Genomic DNA, 24,793 nt, shown 5'->3' on the forward strand with positions numbered 1-24,793 from the left:
GTATCCCTATTCAGGATTACATGACAAAAATAGGTAGGAAAACAATGGGGTGAAATACCGTGATGTTGTGATTTTGACAGGAATAGATCGCTATTTGTGAGGAAATATAGTTTTAAATAAGACGTGATAAAACCCGGGTTTTATCACGTCTTTATTTATATTTATCCGGTCGGGCTTATTCTGTCGTGGAAGTCACGACTATCTTCTCATTGGCTTTTTTGATAATTGTATTGAAGAAATTTTGTAGTTTCGGATAATCTGTAGCCGGGTATATGATTTTTTTAAATTTATAGGAACAATTGATTAGTACGGCGTTTTTTTCCAGCGTAGATGTATAATTTATACTGAACAAATCATTATCGATATTTAAATTTTCCGGTAAAAATTTGAATCGGTAGTTCTCCGGTATTTGTATTCGGCTTGCATATTGGTGAACAGTCGTATTTACCATATCGATCGGATATTGTCTGGTTGGTTGTTTCAACGGATTGTTCGATATCGGAAAGTTCAGGAAAGGTGAAAAATAGATGTTTCCATTGATGATTTCCGGTTGACTTTGTTGAAAATAATACAATTGATACCTTTCATTTCGTTCGAAATAATTGATTACCTGAGGTAAAGAGTCTGCGACCGGTTCTCCTTCTTCCTGTAATTTGTTACGGATTTTTTCCGGGTCGTTCCCATAGTGTTTTCGCAATGAGGCGGCAAAAAAACCGGTAGCCTGGAGCCTGATGGCAGTCAGAAAAGAGGTGTCGTTCAATGAGGTTTGCAAATAAATGTTTTGAGAAGCCGGGGTTGAACTTTGCAAATTGAGCCATGTGACATCTCCTTCTTTCATAACTAATCCCAACTCGTTATAACAGGCAATCGGAAGCAGGTTGTCAGCCAGATACGCGTCTGTTGCGTCTGCCAGGCGTTTTTTCCCGTTGATCGAAACGCAGGCAATGACGTTGTTAAAAAAGTGCATATAGGGATAAGCGGCTCTTACTTTTCCGTGATCGCGGGTACTTATCAGGATCGGATCGGCCTGTAAACCGGCACTGCGTAACAGACCGATCAATAAGAGATTGATGTTGGCACTGTTTCCATGCTTGTTTCTGATAAATTCTTTCAGGTCTTCGGACGCATATATTCCTCTGCGGTTGTTGTAATTGAAATTGTTTTTTATAAAAGAGATAATACCGGTAAATTTTTCTTTTTCATCGGTTAGCTGTGATATGCTGTTACCTAATAAGCTTTTCGCAGATTTTTCACATTTTCTTATGAATTTTCCGGCGGATTCATCCTCCAGGTACTCTTTGATCAATACCGGCCAGGTGCTGAGGAATTCTTTTGTCCGTCCGTCCGGATAATTGACTTTTGCAAGTTGAAAATTCAGTTTGACGATATAATCATCAGGACAGGTGATAAATGATTCGTCTCTGAAGGCCGGTAAATCAGTCATTTTGAATTGGTGTACCAGTCTGCGGAAATTGATGCCATGGAAACTTTCTTCCGGGCCTGTAGAAGTGAATGATTTATTTTCGTCAAATTTACGGGCCCCTTCCAACAGATAATTATAGACATAGAAAGGGATCATCTGAAGTTCGAATTGGCTGCATACAGTGGGAATGTTACTTTGAAAGTTCCAGGGTCTTAAATTGAATAATCTTGGAGAAGAGAGTTTGTACCGGAGTTCGATAACTGAACCTGCTTTTACGTCGGGCATCACGATTTTCCGGAGTTTCCAATAAGGGTTGATTTGTTCTTCGTATTTTTGCTCTGCGTTCAATGGGGTTTTATGATACATATTGTCGGTCATATTGTGGGTAAAGCCTTCCACATCGTATATTATTTCAAATGTATTCCCATTCTGATAGAAAGGAATTTCGAATTCGGCCCACTTTAATCCGGCTTCCGATAATATTTTGATACGGGTAGTCCGTTCATATATAATATTGAATCCGCTTTCGTTTGTATTGACAAAATTCGCTTTCCCTTCGTCAAAGAGAATGACGGCTTCAGCTATGGTGTCGTCCGGAAATTGTTTCATAAAGAGTTCTTCCGGACGGTAACGCCCGAATTCCTTTTCGGTTTGTGCATGTAAGTACGTACAGTAAAAACAACACAGAGATAAAAGAATGAGTTGTTTCATGGTTTGTGAGTTTTTTGGAAAGTAATGTATTTTGTTTGGTTTTGTTTCGTAATGAGTTGGATAAATGCGTGGAAATCTGCATACAGAGAGAGAGGGTATTTGCCGGCAAATACGCACGTCTCTTGACGGATATTTAATAAACTATCCGTTTGTCCGACACTTTGACGATAGATACCGAAAGGTGTTTCTATAACACATACCGGAATGGAATCGGACAGGCCGTATCCTTCCGGAATGAGAATCTGAATGGAATCAACAGTATGGATGGGATGGTCGATTTGCACCGGAGTTTTTCTTTTTCCCGGAGCTTCGAAATCAGGTAATTCGTATCTCGGAATACGCAGAATTAATTCATCCCCATAGAGTGAGATTAATTTTTCGGAAGAACCTTCCGCTGTGATGTAAATACTGTCTGCATCCCGGCCTTGGTCATGTATCTTATAGGAAAGGATGTTGAAATAATTTCCCGAAAGCTTATAGCGAACAGCGTGATCTTTGGTGTTGGCATCGACTGCCTTATCAAGCGTGGAGAAATATTCGAACCCGTTACCTTTGTAGCGGTTTGAAAGCTGAACAGAAGCAGAGGTTTCTGTCGTTTGTGCAATCCGGAGCGATCTGGAGATCGTAACGTCTTCCGGTCGGAGGGCAGGAGTGCGGATCAGGCGGCTATTGTCTTTATCGACTATAAATGCAAGGCGGTTTTGAGTAAAGGTCCCGAGATAGCCGAAAGCCTGTTTACTGGTGCAATCAAGCCATAACGTATCCTGAGGTAACGGGATGTATAAAATGACATGGTTGAAATGCAATCCAGGCGAAGGTGTTGTATCGAATCCGGGAATCGGGTTACCGGCATATACCAATGTATAATAAGCCTGGATTCCGATACTTTCCAGAATTGTTTTGAAGTAAAAGCTAAGGGCTTTACAGTCTCCGTATTTGTTGGTGCATACGTAGGAAGCCGGATAAGGCAATAAACCTCCCGCTTTAAGAGAGATATTAACGTAGCGGGTCTGGTCCTGTAACCGATGATATAATACCCGGATTTTTTCCCGGTCGTCGGATATATTCTTAACGCGTATTCTTGTTTCCTCCTGTTGCTGAACCGGAAGATCGGAACAATTTGCCGATAAGCGATAAAGCCAGTTGCCGAAATTTTCCCAATTGTCTTGAGCCCCTTCTATAACATATTTGAATTGTAAGGGAAAAACTGAAACCCGGGGAAGAAATTCTGTAATGGGAGGTGAGTAGATTTCCGGTTGAATAAGGTTTGTGTAGTCCGTAATCCATTGATAGATGATTTGGCCATTTACCGTATCGGTAGACATTTTCCGGATTTTCTGTTCGGAAGTCCGGATTTTATAATCAATGGGGGTTCTGATTTCTAAAATGGCCTGCCGTGTCGGGATAGAAGAGCTTAAAACCGGAATCCAGTCTTCTAATAGAATAAATTGACTGCTTTGTTTCTGATACGAATAGGAAATCACATAAGGATACTCATTGTGTTTAAGCATAAATTCCAGCACATATGCATCGTCGTAAAAGGTAGAGCTTGAAAATTCACTTCTTTGCTTTATCTCGTTTTTCTTTAATTTTCGGATGGTCCGGCCTTGCCTGTCTAATAAACTGGCTTCGATATTGCTGATTTTATTGAGTTTGTTGCCGTAAATGGCAATAGCTGCATATTTTTCTCCCGTCCGGTTAAAAATTGTAATTTGATTTGTGACGGTTTCCGTCAGGGTTTTGTTTCCGGCCTTTATAACCGTTTTGTGGAATGTCAGTTCTGCCGGATATTGCTGGGCTTTTAAATGGGAAAAAGAAAATAAAATACCGAAAATCAAAAGGGCTTGTTTCATGGTACGAATCTTTCGTTTGACATGGAATGAGCAATAAAGGAATAAATTTAAAAGTAGTTTTTATGATAGATGTGTTAAAGTTTTTCCAAATATATTAAAAAATATATCAAAATAACAAAATATTTAATGTATATTTTTCGATACATATAATTTTGAATAAAATGCTGACGAAAATAATTATTGATCTGTGATTTTGGATTAGGTCCGCAGGTTTCGCTGATCCCGCAGATAGATTCCGATTTTTGACTACCCTTGATTTTTTGAATTAATATAATTTTATTCGTAAACAACATGAACATTAATCCGCTTTTTACAAATCAACAATCCCCCCAATCGTAAATCAACAATCGTAAATCAACAATCACACCGTAATTTTCGTCCTCCCTTTTTCTCAATTTAAAATTTAAAATCTACAATTTAAAATCATAAACCACCTCTTCCAAAACCCTTCTACAAATCAGTATTCACCCCAATCGTAAATCAACAATCGTAAATCGTAAATTACACAATGAGTCCGTCCCAGTGTGTAATTTTTACCCTCCCCATTTTTCAATTTAAAATCTACAATCTACAATTTAAAATTCCAAATCTTCCCTTGAAGTCTTTTGTTTAAATTGTTTTCAGCATTTTATTTTTTTATTTATGAATAAAATTTAAATTTGCAGGGTCATTCGTTTTTATGAAGCAATTTATTGTATATGGTTTGTTGGTACTGATGTCCTTGCTCTTTTTTACTACGGAGAAGGCTGTATGTGAACGAAGCCGGAATCGTGGGAATAAGATTGCGACCGATCGTATTGATGCGAATGGATGTTATACAACTTCGGATTATCTTTTCGACAACGAATCCGGAGAGCCTGCCTCTAATTTAGATCATTTCACTTCTGATCAAAAATATTTTTTCATTTTGTCCGGAATACGGCCGATGGATAAAGGTAGTTGTGCCGATAAAGTTTCTGTTATCGGCAATATTTGTGACTTCGGTTTATCCCGACTGGGTATTTATTCTGTTTTCGGACTTCACCGGATAATTGTTTAGTGTATCCTTGTGTCCGGTTGTATCCGGGATTGTGATATTTTCTTGATTCGATATTTATTAGCGGATTTAAAGTTGTATTTATGAATTTTACGTTGTTAGTAGTCGTTTTGATTACAGCGATAGCATTGGTGGCTGTGGCTTTAGGCGTAGCCCGGCTGATTTCTCCCCGTTCTTTTAACGGACAAAAAGGAGAGGCCTATGAGTGTGGTATTCCGACGCGGGGAAAATCGTGGATGCAGTTTAAAGTGGGGTACTATTTGTTTGCTATTCTGTTTTTAATGTTTGATGTGGAAACGGTCTATTTGTTTCCCTGGGCGGTAATTGTCAAGGAGACGGGGATAGATGGATTGTATTGTATTTTATTTTTTATGGCGGTGCTGATTTTAGGATTGGCTTATGCCTGGAAGAAAGGAGCGTTGGAATGGAAGTGACGGTAAAATCAATGAAATATGAAGATTTCAATGATAATGAATATCTGGAACAGCTTCGGGCGTCCGGGACGAATGTTGTCGTGGGACGTCTGGACGACCTTATTAATTGGGGACGTTCGAATTCGGTATGGCCGCTTACGTTTGCCACAAGCTGTTGTGGTATCGAATTTATGGCTGTGGGAGCGGCACGTTATGATTTTGCCCGTTTCGGGTTTGAGGTGACCCGGGCCAGTCCCCGTCAGGCAGATGTCATTATTGTAGCCGGAACGATTGTACATAAGATGGCACCGGTGCTGAAGCGTTTGTACGATCAGATGGCCGAGCCGAAATACGTGATCGCTATGGGGGGATGTGCGATTTCCGGAGGGCCTTTCCGCAAGTCCTATCATGTGGTACAAGGCGTAAATACGATTCTGCCGGTGGATGTATATGTCCCCGGTTGTCCGCCGAGGCCGGAAGCCTTGTTGTACGGTATGATGCAGCTACAACGTAAAATCAAGGTACAGAAATTTATCGGAGGTGTAAACCGGAAAGAGAAAAAATAAGTGTTGATTTTGACCAATCATAACGGTTTATTTTATGGGAAAATCAGCGGTCCTTCTATTTAATATGAAACAAGGATGGGAAATTTGAAAGACTATATAATAAAATTGGTTCCGTTTGCCGAATGGGAAGAAGGGCAGGTGTTGACTGTCAAAGTGAATCCCGGCGATTTTCGGTTGTTAGCCGTGCATTTGCGGAATGATGAAGAGTTGCAGTTCGACTATTTGTTGTGTATGACGGGTATGGATTGGGGAGAAGAATTGGGTGTGGTATATCATTTCCGTTCGACGGTATACAATTGGGAATTGATGGTTAAAGTGGTTGCCGTAGGACGGGAGAACCCCGAATTATTAACGGTTTCCGATTTGTGGGCGACAGCGGTGCTGAATGAACGGGAAGTATTTGATTTTTTAGGTATTCGTTTTATCAACCATCCGGATATGCGTCGGTTGTTTTTGAGAAATGACTGGATCGGTTATCCGTTGCGTAAGGATTATAATTTAGCGGCTAACCCGGTCAATCTGGAAAGCGATGAGACATTGGACAAAACTCCGGTGCTGGAGATAACGGAGGAGGGAGTTGTAGAAGAGAAGGAAAATATAGTATTCGATAATAACGAATATGTGGTAAATATCGGTCCGCAGCATCCGGCTACCCATGGGGTATTGCGTTTCCGGGTATCGTTGGAAGGAGAAATTGTCAAAAAGGTAGATGTCAATTGCGGATATATTCACCGTGGTATAGAGAAGATGTGTGAAAATATGACTTATCCGCAGACTCTGGCTTTGACCGATCGTTTGGATTATTTATCGGCCCATCAGAACCGTCATGCTTTGTGTCGTTGTATAGAACAGGCGATGGGCGTGGAAGTACCGGAACGGGCGCAGTATATTCGGACGATTATGGATGAGTTGACCCGGGTGGCTTCGCACTTGTTGTTTTGGTCCACTTTCTGTATGGATTTGGGGGCTTTGACAGCTTTTTTCTATGGTTTCCGGGATCGGGAAAAGATTTTGAATCTGTTGGAAGAGACTTGTGGGGGACGGTTGATTATGAATTACAATGTAATCGGCGGTGTGATGGCAGATATACATCCCAATTTTGTACGGGGAGTGAAAGATTTTATGCGTTATCTGCCGCCCGCTATGAAAGAATACCATGAAATCTTTACCGGCAATGTGATTGCCCGGCAACGTATGAAAGGTATCGGCGTGTTATCAAGGGAACAGGCTGTTTCGTATGGAGTGACCGGACCGTCGGGAAGGGCTTCGGGATGGGCTTGTGATGTGAGGAAAATACATCCTTATGGTGTATATGACCGGGTGAATTTCGATGAAGTGATCCGGGAAGACGGAGATGTTTTCGGACGTTATATGGTACGTCTCGATGAGATTACGCAGTCGTTGCGGATATTGGAGCAGTTGATCGATAATATACCGGCAGGAGACTATGCCGTAAAAATGAAACCGATTGTCAAATTGCCGGAAGGAAGTTATTTTACAAGTGTTGAAGCCAGTCGGGGAGAATTCGGGGTGTTTATCGATAGTCGCGGGGATAAGTATCCTTACCGTTTGAAGTTCCGTTCTCCCGGTTTACCGTTGGTGTCGGTGGTGGATACTTTGGCGACGGGAAATAAAATTGCGGATTTGATAGCCATCGGCGGATCATTGGATTATGTGGTTCCCGATATTGATAGATAATCGGTTGGATTTTCGGTTTACAGGTGATGAGGAAACGTGTTGTGAAAAGGCCTGTAGGTTGAAAGCAGTAATTAAAAAATAAGTGTATGTTTGATTTTTCAGTTGTAACAGAGTGGGTAGACCGGATATTGCGCTCGCTGTTACCGGACGGATGGGTGATACCGGTTGAATTCCTGATTATCGGAATATGTATTCTGATCGGATATGCCGTGATTGCTTTGGTACTGATTTATGTGGAGCGTAAAGTATGTGCCTTTTTTCAATGTCGTCTCGGGCCGAATCGGGTAGGACCTTGTGGTTTGACCCAGAGTTTTGCCGATATGATTAAAATGTTGACCAAAGAGTTGATAACGATCAATCATGTCGATCGGTTCCTGTTTAATCTGGCCCCCTATATTGTTATTATAGCCTCTGTTATCGCTTTCAGTTGCCTGCCTTTTGCCAAAGGTGTGGAAATTATCGATTTTAATGTGGGGGCCTTTTTTGTCATGGCTGTGTCTTCGATGGGGATTGTCGGGATATTGCTGGCCGGTTGGTCGAGCAACAACAAGTATTCATTGATCGGGGCTATGCGTAGTGGGGCGCAGATGATCAGTTACGAATTGTCTATCGGAATGTCGGTATTGACGATTATTGTTTTTACGGATACGACCCAATTATCGGAGATCGTTTTGAATCAGGCAGACGGTTGGTTTATATTCAAAGGGCATATTCCGGCTTTTATTGCTTTTGTCATTTATCTGATTGCCGGTACGGCCGAGACGAACCGGGGGCCTTTCGATTTGCCGGAAGCCGACTCCGAGTTGACAGCCGGTTACCATACGGAGTATTCCGGTATGCATTTCGGTTTTTTCTATCTGGCCGAATATCTGAATATGTTTATCGTTGCCGGCATGGCTGCTACTCTTTTTCTCGGTGGATGGATGCCTTTGCATATTGCAGGTTGGGAAGGTTTTAACCGGGTGATGGATTATATTCCTTCGATATGTTGGTTTTTTGGAAAAACGGGTGTATTGATATTTATCATCATGTGGTTTAAATGGACCTTTCCCCGGTTGAGGATAGACCAGTTGCTGACATTGGAATGGAAATATCTGTTACCGATCAATCTGGTCAATATGTTTTTGATGGTGCTTGTCGTCGTGTTTGGATGGCATTGGTAAAATAAAGGTTTGTAAACTAAAATGAAAACGAATTATTATAACGGTTTATTCGGAGGAATCTGGTCTTTGCTGACAGGTATGAAGGTGACATTACGGGAGTTCTTTACTAAAAAGACAACCGAATGTTATCCGGAAAATCGTTCGGTATTAAAAATGTACGATCGTTTCCGGGGAGCTTTGGAATTGATACATAACGACCGGAATGAGCACAAATGTGTGGCTTGTGGTATATGTGAAATGAATTGTCCGAACGGTACGATTCATATACATGCGGATATGGTTACGGATGAGGAGGGAAAGAAACGGAAAGTATTGCGTGTATATGAATATGATCTGGGAAGTTGTCTTTTTTGTCAGCTTTGTGTCGTGAATTGTCCTCATGGGGCTCTGCATTTTACAACGGAGTTCGAAAATGCTGTGTTTACCCGGGAAAAGCTGGTTCGCCGGCTGAATCACGAAGGTTCTGTTCTGCAGGTAACTCCTCGGGAAAAAATTTAAATGAAAAGATTATGGAAGTAGTTGTATTTTATATTCTGGCGGCAGTCATCATCGTTTTTTCGATATTGACAGTAACGACTCAGCGTATTTTAAGATCGGCCACCTATCTGTTGTTTGTATTGTTCGCTACGGCAGGAATTTATTTTGAGTTGAATTATTCCTTTTTGGGTGCAGTACAACTTACGATATATGCCGGGGGGATTATCGTATTGTACGTGTTTTCGATTTTATTGACGAGTCCTGACGGGGATAAGCTGGCCACACGCTTGCCGAAAGGAAAGTTGTTTGCCGGTTTGGTTGCTGCGGTGGCGGGTGCTGTGATCTGTATTTTTATTACGTTGAGTCACACTTTTCCGGAAACTCATTTTGTTCCGGGTGAGATTGATATGAAGAAAATAGGCTTTGCCTTGTTGGGCACGGAAAAATATCAGTATATGCTTCCTTTTGAGGCGATCAGCGTGTTGTTGCTGGCCTGTATGATCGGTGGGATTATGATCGCCCGGAAAAGAGGATAAATTAAAGTTGAGTAGTATGATACACATGGAGTATTATCTGGTGGTGAGTACCATCATGTTTTTTGCAGGAATATACGGTTTTTTTACACGTAGAAATCTGTTGGCGATATTGATTTCGATAGAGTTGATACTGAATTCTGTGGATATCAATTTTGCCGTATTCAACCGTTATTTATATGCCGGCCGGCCGGAGGGATTCTTTTTCACTTTGTTTGCCATCGGAATCTCGGCGGCGGAGACGGCTGTCGCTATTGCTATAATCATTAATATTTACCGGAATATACGGAATATTCAGGTCGGTAAATTGGATAAGATGAAGCACTGATTGAAGGTGGACGTGTAAGCGGTTTTGTTTTTTCGGTTAAAAGAGAAAAATATGGATTATACAATATTGATTTTGTTGGTACCGGTGCTTTTGTTTTTGATACTGGGACTATGCGGGCAACGGATGAAACCGTCGACGGCCGGATTACTGGGAACGACGGGATTGGCGGTTATTACAGCATTGGCTTATGCGATGGCCTGGCAGTATTTCGGTAGTGGACGGGTAGATGGGGTGTGGCAACCGTTGACGGTATTCAATGTCGAATGGCTGCATTTTACGGAGCATTTGCATATCGATCTGGGAATTTTACTGGATCCGATATCAGTGATGATGCTGGTGGTTATCACGACGGTATCTCTGATGGTGCATATCTATAGTTTGGGGTATATGAAGGGAGAACGGGGTTTTCAGCGTTATTACGCTTTCTTGTCCCTGTTCTCATTTTCGATGCTTGGTCTGGTCGTGGCTACGAATATTTTTCAGATGTATATTTTCTGGGAATTGGTTGGTGTGTCTTCCTATTTACTGATCGGCTTTTATTACACCAAGCCTGCCGCCGTCGCTGCTTCTAAGAAAGCATTTATCGTTACCCGTTTTGCCGATCTCGGATTTCTGATCGGAATTTTACTGCTTTCCTTTTATTCCCAGACATTTAATTTTGCCGATTTGATGCAGGGTACCTCTTTGTCGTCGGCTGCCGGGGTTACTTTTATGGGTGGTTCGGTTGTCGCTTGGGCCTTGGCTCTGATATTTATCGGAGGTGCGGGAAAATCAGCTATGTTTCCCCTGCATATCTGGTTACCGGATGCCATGGAAGGTCCTACCCCGGTTTCTGCATTGATTCACGCTGCGACAATGGTGGTTGCCGGAGTGTATCTGGTAGCCCGTATGTTTCCTTTGTATGTAACGGAAGCACCCGGTGTTTTAGAGGGAATAGCCGTCGTCGGGGCGTTTACTTCGCTGTATGCTGCCGTAGTTGCCTGTGTACAGACGGATATCAAACGGGTACTTGCCTTTTCTACAATTTCACAGATCGGCTTTATGATGGTGGCTTTGGGGGTAAGTGGAATGGGCGGACATGCCGGTTTAGGATATATGGCCGGTATGTTTCATTTGTTTACCCATGCTATGTTCAAGGCTTTGCTTTTCCTTTGTGCCGGAGCTATCATACATACCATCGGTAGTAATGAAATGTCGGCAATGGGAGGGTTGCGCAAGTATATGCCGTGGACGCATATCACCTTTTTGTTTGCCTGTCTGGCTATTTCAGGTATTCCTCCGTTTTCCGGATTTTTCAGTAAAGACGAAATATTGGCCGCTGCGTTTATGTACAGCAGTTGGATGGGAATCTGGATGAGTGGTGTTGCCGGATTGACTGCTTTCTATATGTTTCGTTTGTACTACAATATATTTTGGGGTAAAGAAGCGGTACGCGAGCATACCCCTCATGAAGCACCTTTTTCGATGACGATACCGTTGATGTTTTTGGCTGTCGTTACCCTCTGTGCCGGATTTATTCCGTTCGGGAAATTTGTCAGCAGTAACGGGGCCGGGTATATTATACATTTGGATTGGAAAGTGGCTTTAGTCAGTGTGTTAATTGCCTGTATCGCTATCGGATTGGCCAGGAAGTTGTATTGCAAAGGAACATCTGCCATACCGGGACGGCTGGCAACGGATTTCGGTTGGTTTTACCGTGCCGCTACACACCGTTTTTATCTGGATGAAGTTTATCTGTTTATCACGAAACGGATTATTTTCGCCGGAGTTTCCAGGGGAATAGCTTGGTTTGACCGACATATCATAGACGGTACGATGAATCTGATGGCCTATGTTACGCAGCAGGTAGCTTTCAGTATACGGACTTTTCAGTCCGGACAAGTACAGCAGTATGCTTTTGTCTTTTTACTGGGTACCCTGATCATGGTACTTGTTTTGGTATTATAAGATTATTCATAAGAAAACAATAAAATAAAATACGATGAATTTTTTATCATTGTTTGTTGGGATACCGGTAGCCATGATGTTGGGGTTGCTGGTGGCTGCCAATCTGAAGCAGATCCGGACGGTTATGGCGACGGGGGCATCTTTGTTACTGGGGCTGGCTGTAACGACGGTTATTATGTATTTGGGAGAGCGGACAAACGGTAATACGGCTGAAATGTTGTTTCAGGCGGATATGGTTTGGTTTGCACCGTTGAATATTCATTATGCAGTGGGTGTCGACGGTATTTCGGTGGCGATGTTGTTGTTGTCGGCTATCATTGTGTTTACGGGGACTTTTGCTTCCTGGCGGATGAATATGCTGCAAAAAGAATATTTTATGTGGTTTTGTCTGCTGTCGACAGGCGTATTCGGCTTCTTTATATCCGTCGATTTGTTTACGATGTTTATGTTTTATGAAGTGGCATTGATCCCGATGTACTTGCTGATCGGCGTATGGGGAAGCGGACGGAAGGAATATGCAGCGATGAAACTGACGCTGATGTTAATGGGCGGGTCTGCCTTTTTGCTGGTCGGTATTTTAGGTATCTATTTCCACTCTGCACCGGCCGGTGGCACTTATACGATGAATTTACTGGAAATTGCGGGCTATCATATCCCGGAAGCTGCACAGCGTTTGTTTTTTCCATTGACATTTGTCGGTTTTGGTGTTTTAGGGGCTTTGTTTCCCTTCCATACCTGGTCTCCTGACGGACATGCTTCGGCGCCTACGGCTGTGTCTATGTTACACGCGGGCGTATTGATGAAATTAGGCGGATACGGTTGTTTTCGGGTAGCAATTTATCTGATGCCGGAGGCTGCTAAAGAATTATCCTGGATATTTATTATTCTGACCGGTATCAGTGTGGTATACGGGGCTTATAGTGCAATTGTGCAGAAAGATCTGAAATACATCAATGCTTATTCGTCGGTGAGCCATTGCGGCTTGGTGTTGTTTGCTATACTGATGCTGAATCAGACAGCGATAACGGGGGCTGTATTGCAAATGTTATCGCATGGATTGATGACAGCCTTGTTTTTTGCTTTGATCGGAATGATCTATTCCCGTACCCATACCCGTATGATTACGGAAATGGGGGGATTGATGCGGATTGTGCCGTTTCTGGGAGTATGTTATGTGATTGCGGGTTTGGCTTCTCTGGGGTTGCCCGGATTGAGCGGTTTTGTGGCGGAGATGACTGTTTTTGTAGGGGCTTTCGAACATGCAGATGTATTTCATCGGGTTATGACGATCATTGCTGCTACTTCTATCGTGATAACAGCGGTGTATATCTTGCGCGTGGTTGGAAAATTGTTGTATGGAAGCGTTGTAAATCCTGTTCATCTGACGCTGAAAGATGCTACCTGGGACGAGCGTTTTGCTGTGATATGTCTGATTATTGCAGTAGCCGGTATTGGACTGGCTCCTTTATGGATTTCGGATATGATAAACGGAAGTGTATTGCCGGTGATTGGAAAATTGGGATTATAGAATTGAGCTTATGAATTTCGCGAATTTGTTATATTTAAGGGAAGAGATATCACTGATTGTAGTGATGGTCGTTTTGTTGGTATTCGATTTGTTTGCTGCCGGCAAAGGAAGGAGTTATTTTCACCTGATAGCGTGTTTGCTGTTGGGAATACATATTGTCGTCAATGTCGTGCCCATGCCTGATGCCCGTGCTTTTGGCGGAATGTATATCAGTTCACCGATCATGTCGGTTATGAAGACGATTTTGAGTGTCGGGACATTGATTATTTTTATGCAGGCCAGGAATTGGCTGAATCGGGAAGATACGGTAATCAAACAGGGGGAATTTTATTTTTTGACGCTGACGACTCTGTTGGGAATGTATTTTATGATTTCTTCCGGGAATTTCCTGTTGTTTTTTATTGGATTGGAGACGGCTTCCGTACCGATGGCTGCTTTGGCCGCTTTTGATAAATACCGTCATAATTCGGCCGAAGCCGGAGCCAAGTACATTTTGTCGGCCGTGTTTGCTTCGGGTTTGATGTTGTATGGTATTTCCCTTTTATATGGAACTGCCGGTACAATGTATTTTGAAGATATTCCGGCCGGAATTACAGGCAGTCCGATACAGTTGATGGCTTTTGCATTCTTTTTTGTCGGGATGGGATTTAAGATTTCATTGGTCCCGTTCCATTTGTGGACAGCAGATGTTTATGAGGGGGCACCTACGGCCGTTACTTCCTATTTATCGGTTATTTCCAAAGGTTCTGCGGCTTTTGTATTAATGACGATTTTGATGAAGGTGTTTACACCGATTCTGGACCAATGGCAGATGTTATTGTACGGGATTATTATTCTGACGATAACGATAGCCAATTTATTTGCCATACGTCAGCATAATTTAAAACGCTTTATGGCGTTTTCTTCCATTTCCCAGGCCGGTTACCTGATGCTCGGTGTAATCGGCGGAACGGCACAGGGAATGACTTCCCTGGTATTTTACATATTGGTGTATTTATTTTCAAACCTGGCTGTTTTCGGTGTAATCGCTATTATTGAGCAACGGAGCGGTAAGGTCCGGATGGATGATTATAACGGCTTGTATAAAACCAATCCCCGGTTGAGTATCATTATGATGCTGGCATTGTTTTCTTTGGCTGGTATTCCGCCTTTTGCCGGATTTTTCAGTAAGTTTTTCATTTTTATGTCGGCGGCCCGGGAAGGTTTTTATTTGCTGGTATTGTTGGCGTTAATCAATACGATCATATCCCTGTATTACTATTTGTTGATCGTAAAAGCGATGTTTATTAATCTGAACGAAAATCCTATAAATACGTTCCGTTCGGATAATTATACCCGGCTAAGTCTGGTGATTTGTACTGCCGGTATTTTATTGCTGGGCGTATTGAGTGTGGTATACGATCGTATTTATCTGTTGACTTCAGGGATGTAAGCTATTCCTCCCTCTTGTTGTGATGTGTTTGCCATCTCTTATACAAAGGTTTAATAAATAGCCAGGCTATAGACAACCCTTCGCGGGTCATATTCAGGTAATAAGGGAGATTGTCCGTTATATTTTGCCAAAAACCGGCTCTGTTTTCCTGAGAAGAGGCAGAGGATGTATTTTTCCGGCGGGGAAAAAACAGCCGGCTGAGTCCGGTCAGGATCAAACGTCCGGCATTGTCCCGGACGAGTTGCCAGCCTTCGTCCAGTTCCTGCTCCTCTTCCCGGAGTCTGCGCCGGAGCGAACGCTTATCTGCGATCAGTTGTTGCAGTGGTGTTATTTGTTGCGGTCGGTTGTTCATTGCCGGATAGGTCGTGTGTTTCGTCATTGTCTTCTTCTTCTTTTTCTTGTATGGCTCCGATAATCATGTTCATAATGCCGGTTTGAATCCTCTTTTTCATGCGGTAGGCGATAATAAACAACAGGAGGTAGATACACGCGACAATGAAAAAACCGATGTAGGTTCTGTTGAATAATTCTCCTAAGAAAAAAGCCAGTGTGAAAAAGAGAAACAATATGAGGAAAAGGGATAACAACATCAAAATAAGACTGTGTGAAAGGATTGCAATGATTTTTGCAATCCTTTCGTAAGCATCCAATTTAAAGAGTTCGACTTTCACTCCGATATAGGAGAGTAGCCGTTCTTTGAATTGATTCAGGATTTCTTCGGGTTCTTGTCTCATGCCTTGAGGTCGAAAAATAAAGATCAAATATCGAGTTAAGCCGGGTTGTTTAGACGCTGACTTTTGTCATCAGCGGCGCCGGCTGCTTTATTGGCCTTTTCTGATACGTTTTTCCCGAATTCATTCATTTTTTCTTCAGCTCTTTCTGTAAATTCTTCGGCTCTTTCTTTTGCTCTGTGACTAAAATCTTTTACTTTATCACGGGCGTGTTCGAATTCCCTCTTGATCTTATCTTGATTTTTGATGATAAAATAAGTGGAACATGCTCCGATAAGGGCCCCAAAGATCATCCCTGCAATTAAATGTGAATTTTCGCTTTTCATGATATTGTTGTTTTTAAGTTATGTATCCTATCAACGATACTAAGGCGATAAAAGTTCAGGTTTTAATACTATTTTATATTTTACAATCTGTGGAGGTAGGTATTGCCGGGTAGACGGTAATAATTATTGTTTTGGAAGGGTTGAGGCCGGCGATATTTTTTCTTTTCAGAAGGAACAATGTGATAAAATTGCTTATTTTTGAAAAAAATACCAAACCGGATTTTAGAAAATCAGATGTAGGTGAATTGTAAATTTTAAGTTGCCCGGCAAATTGATTCGTTATCGGATTTTTTAATCTAAAATCGTAAGTCTACAATTTTAAATATTGTATTATGAAGATAAGTTTGAATGTTTATGTATCTGTTTTGTTGATATGGTTGTTGTATGGGTGTAATGCAGGAAAGACGGATTGGGATGGAAAGCGGATTGAACAACCGGATTTGAACGCCGATCCGGTTTTGATTGAGAGTGCAGCTCAATTGGCCTGGCTCGCTTCTCCGGAGGGCGATTTGCAAAAAAATTATTTGCTGACAACAGATATTGATTTAAATCCGGGGGTGAAGTTTGAACGGAATGGAACTTTTATGCCGGAGGATAAGGAGTTGAATGTCTGGATGCCTATCGGTTATGCAACAGGGAGGCCTTGGAAAGGCCGTTTTGATGGGGGAGGACACCGGATAGCCGGATTGTATAACGGAAACTTTCCGGAAGGCGGACTTTTCTATTGTATCGGTGCCCAGGATAGTTATGGAGAGGTAAAGAATCTGACGATAGAAAGCGGAGTGATAACCAAGAAAAGGGATTTGCATATCGGCACGTTTGGTGTGTATAACTTCGGATTGATAGAAAACTGTGTGAATAAAGCGCGGGTGAACGGAAGTTATTTTGTGGGTGGGATATGCGGAGAAAACCGGGGAGAAATCCGGAATTGCCGGAATGAGGGATGGATATGGGGGCGGGAATCCGGGGCCGGTGGGATGTGCGGACGGAATTTCAATTTGATAAGAAACTGTGTTAATGATGCTATGATTTTTTGTTCCAATAATGCCGGTGGAATTTGTGGGGTGAATGAAGCTGTCATTACAGACTGCGACAATGACGGAAGGATAGAAGGATATGCGACAGTCGGCGGGATATGCGGGACGTCCACTTATTTGCTTGAAAATTGCATAAACCGGGATACCGTATTCGGAGAAAAAGCGGCTGTAGGAGGAATTTTTGGTTTTGGCGGTGGGAAAATGCTGCATTGCTCGAATGAAGGCGTGGTTGCCGGGAAAGGAATACAGGTAGGGGGTATACTGGGTACGAGCGGTAATAATAATGCTTATTTTATCGGTTGTTCGAACCGGGGACAAATATACGGAGATAAAATGGTCGGTGGTATATGCGGTGACGGCGGCACGATCTATATCGCTTGTTACAATACCGGAGATATTCAGGCAAACCGTTCGGTCGGCGGATTGTCCGGGGATTGTGTGAATGGGGTGTTCTATGCCTGTTACAGTGTCGGCGACGTTGTCGGCGGAGAATATGTTTACGGAATTGTGGGGCAGACGGGGGGCTTGGTTAGGGCAACTTATGTATTGGCGACGGGTGTGTACGGTTCGGATCAGGATATTGCAAGGCTACAGAACGGGCCGGCTGTTTTACTCGAGGATGTTCTTGAATGCAATGCACGTATCGATGAGATGAATGCTGCAATTGAAGAGTGGAATTTGGGAGAAACGGAAGCCATACAGGACCGGTTCCGCTATGCTTCCTCTTCTCCGCAAAAATGTGTATATCGTTATAAAAAAGATGAAGAATCCGGGAATTCGGGATTGCCTGTCGTATATAAACCGGATCTGGGTCAGTAATAAACTTTGTTATGTTGAGATATTCCGTATTGTTGGCGTTGTGCTTGTGTATGTATACCGGGATGGCACAAGATGTTTTCAGTTTTACACAGGGGAAACCCGAGCAAAAAAGATATTACGAAGAAATACCGTACGAAAAGGTGGGAGGGAAGATTATCGTAACGGTTGAAATCGGGGGAAAGCCAAGGCGTTTTATATGGGATACCGGAGCGACGGTGCTGCTGACGGAGAGTCTGGCTAAAGAGCTGGGATGTAAGGTAATTCAGAGTATGCCTTTGTATGATGCATATAATCAAGTGGATACGGCGAAAATCATCCGGGTGGATAAAATCAAGATCGGAGGTACGAGCTTTCATGGAGTTCCGGCCGGTATCCTATCGGATCATTCGATTTTTGCCGTATGTTTTGAGGTTGATGGTTTTATCGGAAGTAATATTTGTTGGAAATCGGTGGTTGAATTCCGGGATGATGAGCAGAAAATTATTCTGACGGACCGGCTGAAGCGGCTTGATATGCCTAAACAAAGAGGGATCAAAATGTTACACCGTAGCCAGCAAAGCAGTCCTATTATACCTGTAAAAGTGGCTGAAAATATGGTATTGGAATTATTATTCGATACCGGAGACGGGGGGTTTTTGCAGATTTCAGAACGGAACTACAACCAATTTATTGCTGCGGATTCAGGGGTGTTTCGAATAAAGGAAGTCGGCCACGGGAGCAATAGTGTGGGGTTGTGGGGAAATGCTCCGAAGATGGATAAACTATTGTTAGGGGTGCCTTATTTCGGTGTCGGTACATCGGTTTTCAAAAATGTATCTACGGAAACGATGAATAATGATAATTCCCGGATGGGACTTGGATTGTTGGATTACGGACGGGTTGTTATCGATTATTCCCGTTCCCGCTTTTATTTTATGCCTTTTACGGAAGGTGAAATCGAAGTCAAACCGGAGAAAATTTGGGAAGTTATGCCGACTTTTATGGGGGATAAATTGGTGATCGGTTTGATATGGGGAGATTTTAAAGAGGTCGCTATCGGAGATGAGATTTTAGAAGTAAACGGAATAAAAATAACAGAAAAAGATCCGTGCCAGTTGCTTATCGAGAGTCTCGTATCCGACGAGGATGCTGACCAGATGGATTTGTTGATCCGGACGGCTTCGGGAGAGGAGAAAACAGTCGTAATCCGGGCAATTTGAATATTAGATTTAAAATTACAAAATGGGCATAAAGAAAATGACACACTGGGACGGACTCATTGTGTAATTTACGATTTACGATTTTTGATTTACAATTGGGGAGATTTTTGATTTGTATAGGGTTTTGGAAGAGGTAGTTAATGATTTTAAATTTTAGATTTTAAATTTTAAATTGAGAAAAAGGGTGGGAGAAAATAACACATTGGGACGGACTCAGTCATGTTCGGAAGAACAGTCCCTCCAATTTTGGAAATCAAAAAAAACATACCAGTTATTAACAATCATGTATTATTTTGTTAGTAACTAATTGTTTTATAATGTATTGACTTGTATTTAAATATCTATATTTGTTTTCATAAACAATAGATATATGTCAACCATCTTTAATCAGAAAATTGATTTGATTCAGCTATTGCGTCAGATTCCTGATGAACATATCCTAAAAATAGCCACTAAAAGTAAAGTTGATCATTATGCCAAAGTATTGAATGGCCGTTTGATGTTTTATTTGCTTTTATCAGGAATCCTTCGTACAGATAAATTGAGCCAGCGTGGTCTGGCTGATTCCTTTTCCTCTCCTCTTTTTCGTACTTTATTTAATTTTAAAGGTAAACCAACGATATCCCATAGTTCCATATCCGATCGTCTGTCCACCATGAATACTGATTTCTTCCGGGAGTGCTACGAAACGATCTATCATATTTTCAGTTCTTTATACAGTACGAAAGAGATCGAAAACTTATGTCTTCAGCGTGTGGACAGTACTCTTGTAAGTGAAGCCTGCAATCACCTCAAACAGGGAATGCCGTGCGGCAATCTTTACGGGAAAAAGAAAATGATGAAATATACCATCAATTTTGACGGAATGTTTGCTTCTTTTGCAACGACTCATTCGGGTGATAGTGAAGCCAGCGAATCCCATGTACTTCCTGAGAATGTGCTCAGCCATTTTCAAAAGATAAAGGATCACTCTTCTGTTTATATCCTTGACCGCGGTCAGAATTCTGCCGAAGCATTCAGGACAATGAAAAGTCAGGATGGACTCCTTTTTGTAGGCAGACTGACCGATAAACGGAAAATGCTGGTGGTGGAGGACCTGAAAAAGGGAAATGATGTTTTCACAGACGGAGACCTTCTTGAAGACAAATTGGTTAAACTTTATAAACGGGAAGAAAAACTCAATAAAGAAGGAAGAAAAGTAGTAACAACCAGACTCGTTGATGAAACTTTCCGGGTAGTGCGTTTTAAACCTCAGGGTAAAGGCGAAATTTTACTCATAACTAACTGTCTGGAACTTACAGCTCAGACTATTACTCAGATATACCGTCGACGGTGGGATATTGAAGTCTTTTTTCGTTTTATCAAACAGGAACTGAATTTCAGCCATTTTCTCTCCATGAATGAAAACGGAATACAGATTGTGATGTATATGACCCTGATTACGGCTATGCTGGTGATGATTTATAAACGGGAAAATAATATCGGATATACCACGGCTGTCAGAAGAATGGGCATTGAACTCGAAAATCTGATTATGGCCATTATCGTTATTGAAAGCGGGGGAGATCTGAATAAAACGCAACTCAGACCTCCTGTCTGAAAATTTAGGAGCACTTGAGAAGACCAGAAAAAAAGAATATATGGAAAAAGACAACCATGGACAATATTTTTTCTTCCGAACATGACTGGGACGGACTCATTGTGTAATTTACGATTTATGATTTTTGATTTACGATTGGGGAGATTTTTGATTTGTAGAAGGGTTTCGAAGAGGTAGTTAATGATTTTAAATTTTAGATTTTAGATTTTAAATTGAGAAAAAGGGTGGGTGAAAATAACACACTGGGACGGACTCATTGTGTAATTTACGATTTACGATTTTTGATTTACGATTGGGGAGATTTTTGATTTGTATAGGGTTTTGGAAGAGGTGGTTTATGATTTTAAATTTTAGATTTTAGATTTTAAATTGAGAAAAAGGGTGGGTGAAAATAACACACGGACGGACTCATTGTGTAATTTACGATTTATGATTTTCGATTTTCGGTTGGGGTTAATGCGTTTTATCTTTATTTACTTATCGGGTATTGTCAATTTAAATTTAATCGTGTCCTATTTGGGGAATTGCCGGTTGCTGTAAACCGGGTTAATGGCCGGCATGTTTGCGAATAAAATGACTAATGGGAGAGGTTACGTTTGGATCAGGGACGATTAAAATTGAAAATATTTAATTTAAAAACCCACTCATCCCATTTTCAATTTTATGAATTTAATGGGGTGGGTGGGTTCAGTTTATAAAATCTGGAGTCGATTATCTCATTTTATTATTTGTATATTTGGTAATAAGGGTGTTCCGCAGCCGGACATAGGTATCCATTACAGCGTCGGCACATTCCTGGGTATATTTGTTCAATAGTTCGGCAGCTTTTTTAGGATTTTTCTGATATAATTCCGCATACTCTTTTTCAATTTCAGTATTGCGTTTAAAGAAATTACTTTCCAAAGGGGTACGGGCATCGTTTAAATCCTTTTTACCGTCCTGCCAGTTCAGATAAAGTAAGTTATCTACAAAGTCAATGGCCCATCTGACTGAATTGTCTGTGTATTGTTTGGGATCATAGGTAGAATATACTTCGGGGATATGCGTTACTCCGGTAAATATCGGTAAATAAGGTGAAGTATAAGCATTGTCCTGGAATACCCAGTAAATACCTCCGATACCTTTCGGCATGCCGGCACGAAGTTGTGCAACCATACCGTATTCTCCGTCTACTCTGGCAACTGCACGGCGGCGGGTCGTTTTCATGAGTTTCTGCGTCTCTCCCGAAGGGAACGGAGTCGCTAATTTGCTTTTTACCAACTTGTTGTCTTTGCCGGGATAATACCAGGCGGCATCATTCTCTTTGTCATAAATGGTTCCGCTGAAGGTAGAGCGTTGGAAATCCATGAAATCTTTTACCGATACGGGTTTTTCCGGTTTAAAGGAGAAGGGATATACACTCAGAGGCTCGACGAACTGTATGTATTGGTTCAAATTGTCGAAGGGATTTTGAGTTTTCCGGCTTTTCATCGGTGCTGTTGAAGGAGCAAATGTTGTTGCGAAAAGCCAGAAGCGATTGGTAGCCCATTCCCGCGGAGTGGGGGCATATATATCCTGCCAGATGAACGGTTGGCCGCTTTCAGGAGCATACCAGCCGCTGTCGATGGCTACCTGCATATAATTGGCAGAGGCTTTGAAATAGTCCGGTTTCGAGAGATCGATTTCTTTGATAATACTCCAGTTCGGAATGATAGCTACATGGTCGTCCGGAACGCGTTGTGCAGCCCAGATTACACCAGGTTTACCACTTCCGGCTTTCCAGCCTTTTCCGACACTGAAAAGTTCGAGTACCCAGATTTTTTCCGGATCTGCAATTGTCAGGCATTCGGATTCCGGTCCGCAAGAGGGCAGAAAACCGTATTGCTCCATTAATGAGGTGATGAGTTCAAGGGCTGTATCGGCGGTTTTACAACGTTGCAATGCAAAAATCATAGCTTGTTCTACAGTCATGATTTGTTCACCTTCTCCGAGGTCTACCTGTAATTCCGGTCGTTGGCTGAGGGTGCTTTCCCCGATACACAGCTCATACTCGTTGATATGGGAATAAGCCGATTGAAAATAGGTGAAGGTTTGTTCTACCTGCGGGATGTAGCCTAAAATTTTTCCGTTATCGTTCAAGGGTAAGTCTACCCGTTGTATTCCGTAATATACCGGAGCTTTGGCGTCTTTGGCAAATTTTTGGCCGGGGACAACCCGGATACGGCAATCGGCCCCCGCATCCGTATGGGAATTGAGTACACTTCCGTCTACGGTTGCCTTTTTACCTGCTACGATTACTGTACAAGCTTGTCCCTGAAAGAATGCAAAGAGTAGGACAAATAGGATGAATGTCTTCATTTTTATTTTTTTAATTGATGAATTGCTGTTATTGTCTCACGGCTTCGACTTCCTCTATGGTGGTCGGTACATATTTACCTAATCTTCTCTTGCCTTCCGGAGTAATCAGATAGTCTTCTTCGTTGCGCAGTCCTCCGAAATCTTTGTATTTTTCAACTTTATCATAGTTGATGAAATCGGTAAAGCGTTTTTCGGCTTTCCAACGGTCGATCAATTCCGGAATGAAATAAATTCCGGGTTCTATGGTCAGGACAAAACCCGGCTCCAACTTCCGCGCCAGTCGTAATGATTTGATACCGAACAAGGTGCTTTTCGGCTGACCGTCGTAACCGACCCATACCTCACCCAGATTTTCCATGTCGTGTACATCCAGCCCCATCATATGTCCCAGGCCGCAAGGGAAGAAAAGTGCGTGAGCTCCGGCTTCCGCAGCTTCCGCAGCATCGCCTTTCATCAATCCGATGGATTTCATTCCTTCAACAATGGTGGCAGCGGCTTTCAAGTGTATATCCCTGAAAGGAATTCCCGGTCGTAGTTCCGCCACGGCTGTTTGGTGAGCATGTAAAGCGATGTTATAGATTTCTTTCTGACGTTCGCTGAAATGTTTACCGACAGGGAAGGTCGAAGACAGGTCGCCGGCATAATGCATCCGGTTTTCAGCACCGGCATCCAACAGGAACATATCTCCTTCCCGGACAATATTGCCGTGGTGATGGTTGTGCAAGGTTTGTCCGTTGACAGTTGCAATTACCGGAAAAGAAAGATACCCTTCATCGCGTAAAGCAATTTCCGTAACTGCAGCAGCAATTTCGGATTCTTTCATGCCAGGACGGATCATTTGCATGGCTTTGATGTGCATGTTTGCCGAGATGGTAACAGCTTCTTCGATTTGCTCGATCTCTTCAGCCGATTTATAATTCCGCTGATTGACAACGGCTTTTATAAAATCAATGGAAACACCTTCCTGTTGACGGCTGGGCGGGATATTGAGCAATTCCTGTAAAGCGATATAATGTCCTCCGCGATAAGGGGGGAGGTAGTGGATACGGCGTCCCTGGGCCTGTGCTTTTTGAAGGTAGGTCTGTAATTCTTTCGCCGGACGGGTATCTGAAATCCCGACACGCTCGCTTTTCTCCCGTATCGTCGGTTGAGTTCCCATCCAAACGATATCGTCTATCGTCAGCTCATCGCCGAAAATGATTTCCCGGTTATCGTCGATGTCGATAACCGCTGTCAAGCCGGCATAGTCAGAACCGAAATAATATAGAAATGTCGAATCCTGCCGGTAAAAATAGGTGTTATCGGCATAGTTCATACTACTTTCATTATTTCCCAAGAAAAGCAATATCCCATTGCCTATTGCTTTTTTCAAACGTGTGCGTCTGTTGATATAAGTTTCTTTTGAAAACATATTAATAAATTTAGGTTTGATAAATATACAAGATTGAATTTCAGTACAGAAAAGTATACTTCGGTGCAGGGTTAACAAATCCAGCACTCATAGAGGCCCATATAAGCCGCATTGTATTTTACAAGAAAACGGTTAAAAAGCTCCATTTTTCATTTTTAGGATTTTCAAAGATATAAATTTTTCGGAAAAATATATTTTTTATTCCTAATTTTGCGGCACAAAAGA

21 protein-coding genes are annotated in these 24,793 nt (G+C 42.1%); 14 read left to right on the forward strand and 7 right to left on the reverse strand.

Annotated features, from left to right (window positions below; all coding sequences use genetic code 11):
- Positions 1–175: 175 nt before the first annotated feature.
- Complete coding sequence (locus tag BN8908_RS01710) at positions 176–2,134, reverse strand: transglutaminase domain-containing protein (RefSeq protein ID WP_068688608.1); 1,959 nt, start codon at positions 2,132–2,134, stop codon at positions 176–178.
- Positions 2,131–3,987 carry a DUF3857 domain-containing protein gene (locus tag BN8908_RS01715; RefSeq protein WP_068688610.1) on the reverse strand — a complete coding sequence of 619 codons (1,857 nt, stop codon included), beginning with the start codon at positions 3,985–3,987 and terminating at the stop codon, positions 2,131–2,133. Before BN8908_RS01715 ends, BN8908_RS01710 begins: the two co-directional genes overlap by 4 nt.
- Positions 3,988–4,666: 679 nt before the next feature.
- Between BN8908_RS01715 and BN8908_RS01725 the strand changes: the two genes are divergently transcribed.
- The 11 genes from BN8908_RS01725 (at position 4,667) to BN8908_RS01775 (ending at position 15,108) form a co-directional block, all read left to right on the forward strand.
- On the forward strand, positions 4,667–5,026 hold the full coding sequence (locus BN8908_RS01725; protein ID WP_021986687.1) for a hypothetical protein: 360 nt from the start codon (positions 4,667–4,669) through the stop codon (positions 5,024–5,026).
- A gap of 80 nt (positions 5,027–5,106) precedes the next feature.
- Positions 5,107–5,457 (forward strand): NADH-quinone oxidoreductase subunit A, encoded by a 351-nt coding sequence (locus tag BN8908_RS01730; RefSeq protein WP_021986688.1) that lies wholly within the window; start codon positions 5,107–5,109, stop codon positions 5,455–5,457.
- The gene (locus BN8908_RS01735) at positions 5,448–6,002 is read left to right on the forward strand and encodes an NADH-quinone oxidoreductase subunit B (RefSeq protein ID WP_068688614.1); all 555 of its coding nucleotides are present in this window, start codon (positions 5,448–5,450) and stop codon (positions 6,000–6,002) included. Before BN8908_RS01730 ends, BN8908_RS01735 begins: the two co-directional genes overlap by 10 nt.
- 75 nt (positions 6,003–6,077) lie before the next feature.
- Positions 6,078–7,700 (forward strand): NADH-quinone oxidoreductase subunit D, encoded by a 1,623-nt coding sequence (locus BN8908_RS01740; protein ID WP_021986690.1) that lies wholly within the window; start codon positions 6,078–6,080, stop codon positions 7,698–7,700.
- An 86-nt stretch (positions 7,701–7,786) separates the two neighbouring features.
- Positions 7,787–8,863, forward strand: coding sequence for an NADH-quinone oxidoreductase subunit NuoH (gene nuoH, locus BN8908_RS01745; RefSeq protein WP_021986691.1), 1,077 nt, complete (start codon positions 7,787–7,789; stop codon positions 8,861–8,863).
- A 21-nt stretch (positions 8,864–8,884) separates the two neighbouring features.
- Positions 8,885–9,361: a 4Fe-4S binding protein gene (locus BN8908_RS01750; RefSeq protein WP_021986692.1), complete on the forward strand. Its 477-nt coding sequence runs from the start codon at positions 8,885–8,887 to the stop codon at positions 9,359–9,361.
- 11 nt (positions 9,362–9,372) lie between these two features.
- Positions 9,373–9,876 carry an NADH-quinone oxidoreductase subunit J family protein gene (locus tag BN8908_RS01755; protein WP_021986693.1) on the forward strand — a complete coding sequence of 168 codons (504 nt, stop codon included), beginning with the start codon at positions 9,373–9,375 and terminating at the stop codon, positions 9,874–9,876.
- 16 nt (positions 9,877–9,892) lie between these two features.
- Positions 9,893–10,201: an NADH-quinone oxidoreductase subunit NuoK gene (nuoK, locus tag BN8908_RS01760; protein ID WP_021986694.1), complete on the forward strand. Its 309-nt coding sequence runs from the start codon at positions 9,893–9,895 to the stop codon at positions 10,199–10,201.
- Between the two features lie 51 nt (positions 10,202–10,252).
- A complete protein-coding gene (gene nuoL, locus BN8908_RS01765) occupies positions 10,253–12,148 on the forward strand; it encodes an NADH-quinone oxidoreductase subunit L (protein WP_068688616.1) in 1,896 nt (631 codons plus the stop codon).
- Positions 12,149–12,182: 34 nt separating this feature from the next.
- The gene (locus BN8908_RS01770) at positions 12,183–13,676 is read left to right on the forward strand and encodes a complex I subunit 4 family protein (RefSeq protein ID WP_021986696.1); all 1,494 of its coding nucleotides are present in this window, start codon (positions 12,183–12,185) and stop codon (positions 13,674–13,676) included.
- Positions 13,677–13,686: 10 nt separating this feature from the next.
- On the forward strand, positions 13,687–15,108 hold the full coding sequence (locus tag BN8908_RS01775; protein WP_068688618.1) for an NADH-quinone oxidoreductase subunit N: 1,422 nt from the start codon (positions 13,687–13,689) through the stop codon (positions 15,106–15,108).
- 1 nt (position 15,109) lies between these two features.
- On the opposite strand, the gene BN8908_RS01780 is transcribed toward BN8908_RS01775, so the two are convergent.
- Genes BN8908_RS01780 through BN8908_RS01790 form a run of 3 tightly spaced genes read right to left on the reverse strand, consistent with a single transcriptional unit; the run spans position 15,110 to position 16,165 of the window.
- The gene (locus tag BN8908_RS01780) at positions 15,110–15,460 is read right to left on the reverse strand and encodes a hypothetical protein (RefSeq protein WP_068688621.1); all 351 of its coding nucleotides are present in this window, start codon (positions 15,458–15,460) and stop codon (positions 15,110–15,112) included.
- On the reverse strand, positions 15,408–15,842 hold the full coding sequence (locus BN8908_RS01785) for a phage holin family protein (protein WP_068688622.1): 435 nt from the start codon (positions 15,840–15,842) through the stop codon (positions 15,408–15,410). The genes BN8908_RS01780 and BN8908_RS01785 overlap by 53 nt, the downstream gene beginning before the upstream one ends.
- Positions 15,843–15,877: 35 nt before the next feature.
- On the reverse strand, positions 15,878–16,165 hold the full coding sequence (locus tag BN8908_RS01790) for a YtxH domain-containing protein (RefSeq protein WP_021986700.1): 288 nt from the start codon (positions 16,163–16,165) through the stop codon (positions 15,878–15,880).
- A gap of 332 nt (positions 16,166–16,497) precedes the next feature.
- Here BN8908_RS01790 and BN8908_RS01795 point away from each other — a divergent pair, with 332 nt between their 5' ends.
- The 3 genes from BN8908_RS01795 to BN8908_RS01805 all read left to right on the forward strand — a co-directional run bounded on the left by BN8908_RS01795 (position 16,498) and on the right by BN8908_RS01805 (position 20,820).
- A complete protein-coding gene (locus BN8908_RS01795) occupies positions 16,498–18,021 on the forward strand; it encodes a hypothetical protein (protein WP_021986702.1) in 1,524 nt (507 codons plus the stop codon).
- Positions 18,022–18,032: 11 nt separating this feature from the next.
- The gene (locus BN8908_RS01800; protein WP_068688624.1) at positions 18,033–19,220 is read left to right on the forward strand and encodes a retropepsin-like aspartic protease; all 1,188 of its coding nucleotides are present in this window, start codon (positions 18,033–18,035) and stop codon (positions 19,218–19,220) included.
- Positions 19,221–19,590: 370 nt separating this feature from the next.
- Complete coding sequence (locus tag BN8908_RS01805; protein ID WP_068688501.1) at positions 19,591–20,820, forward strand: IS4 family transposase; 1,230 nt, start codon at positions 19,591–19,593, stop codon at positions 20,818–20,820.
- A 711-nt stretch (positions 20,821–21,531) separates the two neighbouring features.
- Here the strand turns inward: BN8908_RS01805 and BN8908_RS01810 are convergent.
- Together BN8908_RS01810 and BN8908_RS01815 are read right to left on the reverse strand one after the other, a co-directional pair.
- Positions 21,532–23,157: a dipeptidase gene (locus BN8908_RS01810; RefSeq protein ID WP_082989195.1), complete on the reverse strand. Its 1,626-nt coding sequence runs from the start codon at positions 23,155–23,157 to the stop codon at positions 21,532–21,534.
- A gap of 28 nt (positions 23,158–23,185) precedes the next feature.
- Positions 23,186–24,568 carry an aminopeptidase P family protein gene (locus tag BN8908_RS01815; RefSeq protein WP_068688628.1) on the reverse strand — a complete coding sequence of 461 codons (1,383 nt, stop codon included), beginning with the start codon at positions 24,566–24,568 and terminating at the stop codon, positions 23,186–23,188.
- Between the last annotated feature and the right edge of the window lie 225 nt (positions 24,569–24,793).

This window comes from Culturomica massiliensis (assembly GCF_900091655.1).
In the GTDB taxonomy this organism is placed as follows: Bacteria; Bacteroidota; Bacteroidia; order Bacteroidales; family Marinifilaceae; genus Culturomica; species Culturomica massiliensis.